Source organism: Rahnella perminowiae (assembly GCF_019049755.1).
GTDB classification, from domain to species: Bacteria; Pseudomonadota; Gammaproteobacteria; order Enterobacterales; family Enterobacteriaceae; genus Rahnella; species Rahnella perminowiae.
This window is the reverse complement of the sequence record NZ_JAFMOS010000325.1, coordinates 1-4,857: the sequence shown is the minus strand read 5'-3', so window position 1 is coordinate 4,857 and position 4,857 is coordinate 1. Positions and strand designations below refer to the sequence as shown.

Sequence of the window (4,857 nt, the reverse complement as noted above, 5' to 3'; positions counted from 1 at the left end):
AAACAAAACATAAAACATATAACGCCGGGTTGTCGCTTCAGCTTTGAATGTCCATCGTGCATTAACAAAAAATGAGAAGGTCACTGCAACTGCGAAAGCCAGAATATTAGCCAGCGATTGCCGGGTTCCGCAGGCGTACAAACCTGCAAACACCAGCCAATGTATCAGCGTATTAATCACACCCACCGATGAGTATCTTGTGAATAGCTTCAGCATAATGAATAACCGGGGAAACTCTCTGCAGATTTTAAAAGGTTAACCAGACGGCCACTTTAACAGCCGCAAAGTGAGATAGAAAGCCGGAATAATACAATATCCCTGCAACTGCTTGTGCCCAGCTGCAGTCTTATCATCCGCCCTTTCCTCGTGAGTGAGAAAAAGTTAATGACCGTGGCTAACAATTGCACATTGAGCGTCGCAGGCGTAAACCAGTGGATAGCTCACGTAACGGCACCGGGTCGGGTAGACCGTGTCTTACGCGCAGCACCTGAAGAAGATACCGAATACATAGAGGATAGTCGTATGTCTAAAAATGGAAAAGTGGCTTTAGTTACAGGTGGCGGTCAGGGGATCGGCCGCGCGATTGCACTGCGTCTGGCGAAGGATGGCTTTGCTGTGGCTGTGGTGGATTTCAACGGGGAGACTGCACAAAAAGTCGCTGAAGAAATTAATCATGCCGGTGGTAAAGCGATTGCACAGCTGGCGGATGTGTCTGACCGGGAACAGGTTTTTGCTGCCGTAGAAGCAGCCACCAAACAACTCGGTGGGTTTGACGTCATTGTGAATAATGCCGGTATTGCGCCGACAACACTGATTGAAGACATCACGCCTGAAATTGTTGATAAAGTTTATAATATCAATGTGAAAGGTGTCATTTGGGGTATTCAGGCCGCGGTTAAAGCATTCAAATCACTCGGACATGGCGGCAAAATTATTAATGCGTCATCACAAGCCGGGCATGTGGGTAACCCTGAACTTGCCGTCTACAGTTCGAGTAAATTTGCGGTTCGCGGGCTGACACAAACGGCAGCACGCGATCTGGCCTCGTTGGGTATTACTGTCAATGCCTTCTGCCCGGGGATTGTGAAAACACCGATGTGGGAAGAAATAGATCGTCAGGTGTCTGCAGCAGCTGGAAAACCGGTGGGCTATGGTACCCAGGAATTCGCTAAGAATATTACACTGAAACGCCTTTCTGAACCGGAAGATGTTGCGGCTTGCGTTGCTTACCTCGCCGGGCCAGATTCCGATTATATGACCGGTCAGGCGCTGCTGATTGATGGCGGTATGGTGTTTAACTGATCTGCTTTTCTGTCTGTCAGGCCTCTCCTGATGAGAGGCCTTTTTGTTTCTGTTTGCTGGCCGTTCAATGCCTGGCCAGCGGAATATAGTATTCGCAGGTTACGCCTTTGAGAGCAGACTCACGCGAGTATTTTTCCAGGTCCGGCTGCATAATAAATTCCAGACCCAGAGTTGGCAGAAAAACGGAATACAGATACAGAATAAAATCATTCAGCCGGTTAAGATCGTACGGATAGTTGATCTTCAGATAACGACTGGCCGGAACCAGGATGTTATGGCTGTCACGGGGTTGCACCTGATGCGCCACGGTATAATCCATCTGCAACGCATTCGCCACTTCATCATTTGTATCTGGCCGGCAGTCCGACAACCCCCAGACCGGCGCCAGCAGTGATTCCGGTGTTTCCAGATAACGCAACAACTGCGCGCGGTGAACGTGATTCTTACTGTTGAATAAGGCCTCAATAGGGTAAGAATGTGAGACTGTTTCCCCTTCAAACGCCATCTCCGGCAGTTCAACGATTTCATATTCCGGTTGCGGAAACTCATCGACAGTCAGCGGCGCGGTGATCCCGTTCATGGTCCATGATGCGTTGCGGCGATACGTACCGGGAGTTTCGGCGAAGTTCTTTTTGAATGAACGCGTGAAGGTTTGCTGCGAATCGTAAGAGTAATACAACGAAATATCGAGGATGGGCATATTAGTCAGACGCAACGCGATAGCGGCCATCGTCAGACGACGGTCACGGATGTATTTACCCAGTGCGTAACCCGTTTTACTTTTAAACAAACGCTGAAGATACCACGGTGAATAGCCGGTTTTTTTCGAGGCTTTTTCCATGGTCAGACGATCACTTAAGTTGACTTCGATCCAGTAGAGTAGCTCTTTGATCAAATCATCATGAAAATCAGGTTTTTGTTCGCTCTGCAAAATGAACTCCCTGTGCTGCTATAAAGTCGCATCATTATCAATGCGCGACAGATTTTGAAATCACCTTTATTACGACGAGAACATCCGCGCTGTGGCTAACGTGTTTTAAACATCAGACGTTTCCTTACGGTCGGGTTCCCGGGCATACAGCTCATTTTCGATGGCACGGTTCAAATTGTATTCGGCACAGTCTGCGGTTAGCCCGAGGGTTTCGAGACGTGACATGGCATCCATGCTGCTGCTCAGGCCAATCAGTCGCCAGGAGATGAGCTCAGGAGATTCTCCTTCAACAAACTGCCCTTTTTGCCTGCCCAGGGTGATAGCGTTGGAAACCAGTTCATGCCAGTCAGCAACTGACACGGCAAATGCCGCTTTCATCCGCGGCTCCTGTTCAGTCAGGAGCATCGCTTCGTGCCAGAGCGGGATCGCGTTGAGCAACGCGTCGCCATGCGGGCCAACCAATAGAAGATTGAGCTGTTCACGGGCAGTGAGCGTGATTGATTTTTCCAGTAACTGGTCTTTAAGGACTTTCATCACCTGCGTATAAGCCTGCGCACGTAGTTCAGCCGCACTGGAAAAATGATGATGTACCTGACCTGTTGCAACGCCGGCTTCCTGTGCGACCCGACGGACGGTTGTCGCAGCCAGACCTTCACGACGGGCAATTCGGGCGGCGGCTTCCAGAAGGGTGGTTCTGCGTGCTTCTTTACAAAGATATGCCACTAAAAATCCGGAGCAGGATAAACAGAGGAGGATAATGCCAAGACTTGAACGGATGTTCAAGATTTTTTGAGAACGTTCATTCACCTGTGAATTCATATAGGTAAATGCCTTGCAATCTCATGTAAATGTGTACCCGCCGAATCGGGAAAAACTTAGGACGGGGAGTATTATCGGCTGGCACAGGTAAAACTGGAGGCTACTTTTGGATCACCCTTCCCGTTGTATCGCGGAAACAACGGATAATCACATAAAGGCATTTCGCGTCCTGCAGTCGCTTTGTTTGTATCAGTCATCACTTGCTGGCCTGGATCGATCCCATGTACGACCCATTTATCCAGTGTCCCCAGAGAATCCCAGCTTACCCGATAAGTGCCGCTGCTGTGGGTGAAACCGGGGGCCAGGTAAAAGCGGGCAAACCGGTGAAGTTCTTGCTCACCAAATTCAGCTTTCAGTTTTTCGTAATATGCCACGGTGTTTCCCGGCGGAACGGCCATATCCGCCGTGCCATGCATCAGTAACAGTTTTCCTCCGTGCTGCACAAAAGCGTGAATGTCGGCACTATCATTATCGATTTGTACTGCCAGTTCTTTCAGCCGTGTCTCGTGAGCTGCGGGATCAAAGCGGAGAGAATCGTAACTGGCATCACGCATCACTTCGTAGCGTACGGCCTGATCACCCATCATATAAGGAAAGGAAATAATGATATTGCTGGCTTCTGGTTTTGGCCTGTTGGCACCGGAGCCAAAAACACTGACCAATGCGGATGCATCTGCACCGCGCAAAATGGGCCATGGGGCGAAATGATCACCCGTCAGCAGACTGACACCTAAAGGAACCGGTTTATCAAGCATCCGGACCAGCGCGATTTGCGGGTCTGAAAGACAGCTGGCACCCACATCTTTTCCTTCCGGGCAGCGCAGATGTGCCAGTTTAAAGGTGGTACTGCAGGCATCCGGATCCGCGACCACACCATCAGCCAGACCATCGAGTTTGTCGCAAGCGCCAGTAACGGCATTGGCAATCAGCGCGGCTTTTGCTGGCGAAATCCATGCGCCCGGCGTGTTGTAGATGGCCTTTCCGATGCTGATCCCGGCCAGATGCAGTTCAACGACGTTATAAACGGGATGAATGGCAATCGCACCGTCGTAGTCGAGCGGGAAGCGTTGGATCGCGGCAAGCGCTTCGTGGCCACCTTGTGAATTACCCTGGAAGTACATGCGATCCGGCTTACGACCATAAGCTTGTCGGATTAAGGCCACGGCCACATCGTGTGTTTTCTTGATTTGCGCACCGGCAAAGTTATCCCAGGCTTCCTGATTAAGGGTAAAGGAAGCATCGGACACCCCGCCCTGATGGCCGGAATCACTGGCAAACGTGGCATAACCTTGTTTTATTGCTCCGGGTGTGGCTGCCGGGGCAAGGCGTGCTGTGTCAGCGTCTTTAATCGCGCCGTCAAAACCACTCCCCCCCAATTGCAGGGCTTTACCGTTCCAGTCAAGCGGCAGATAAAGCTCAAAATTAATATCGGGAGCATCAGTATCGACAGGCTCTATCTGCCCTTCAACTTTGCAATGCTGATTACCCGGATGGCCTGCCATCGCCACGGTGGTAACCCGCGCTCCTCTTGTCGGAAGTCCGATTGCAGCTGCACTGATATGCACATTTTTTAAGGCGACGCACTGTGCCTGAATGAGGCTTTTGTCAGGAGCAGATAAAACAGTGGCGGTGAACAGTACAAGCGGGCAGAGACAAAGAGAAGCTTTCATCAAAGAACGTTCATTCCGGCGGCTAAGTAAGGACAGTTTGTCATTAAATGACCCGTGAAAAAAGTCTTTTGAGTTCAGGGCATTTTGAAAAAGTTCATAAGGGATATTAATTATATATGTGATGAATATTAAATC

5 protein-coding genes are annotated in these 4,857 nt (G+C 50.1%); 1 reads left to right on the top strand and 4 read right to left on the bottom strand.

Annotated elements, in window-relative coordinates:
* A partial coding sequence (locus tag J1785_RS03325; RefSeq protein WP_217218801.1) for a GtrA family protein occupies positions 1-216 on the bottom strand: 216 nt, incomplete at its 3' end.
* A 306-nt stretch (positions 217-522) separates the two neighbouring features.
* On the opposite strand from J1785_RS03325, the gene J1785_RS03320 reads away from it, so the two are divergent.
* Complete coding sequence (locus tag J1785_RS03320) at positions 523-1,302, top strand: (S)-acetoin forming diacetyl reductase (protein ID WP_129953537.1); 780 nt, start codon at positions 523-525, stop codon at positions 1,300-1,302.
* Positions 1,303-1,366: 64 nt separating this feature from the next.
* Here the strand turns inward: J1785_RS03320 and J1785_RS03315 are convergent, their stop codons facing one another.
* The 3 genes from J1785_RS03315 to J1785_RS03305 all read right to left on the bottom strand — a co-directional run bounded on the left by J1785_RS03315 (position 1,367) and on the right by J1785_RS03305 (position 4,554).
* Positions 1,367-2,233 carry a helix-turn-helix domain-containing protein gene (locus J1785_RS03315; RefSeq protein ID WP_129953536.1) on the bottom strand — a complete coding sequence of 289 codons (867 nt, stop codon included), beginning with the start codon at positions 2,231-2,233 and terminating at the stop codon, positions 1,367-1,369.
* A gap of 105 nt (positions 2,234-2,338) precedes the next feature.
* A complete protein-coding gene (locus J1785_RS03310; protein ID WP_217218800.1) occupies positions 2,339-2,956 on the bottom strand; it encodes a TetR family transcriptional regulator in 618 nt (205 codons plus the stop codon).
* A 167-nt stretch (positions 2,957-3,123) separates the two neighbouring features.
* Positions 3,124-4,554, bottom strand: coding sequence for a tannase/feruloyl esterase family alpha/beta hydrolase (locus tag J1785_RS03305; protein WP_238483052.1), 1,431 nt, complete (start codon positions 4,552-4,554; stop codon positions 3,124-3,126).
* Between the last annotated feature and the right edge of the window lie 303 nt (positions 4,555-4,857).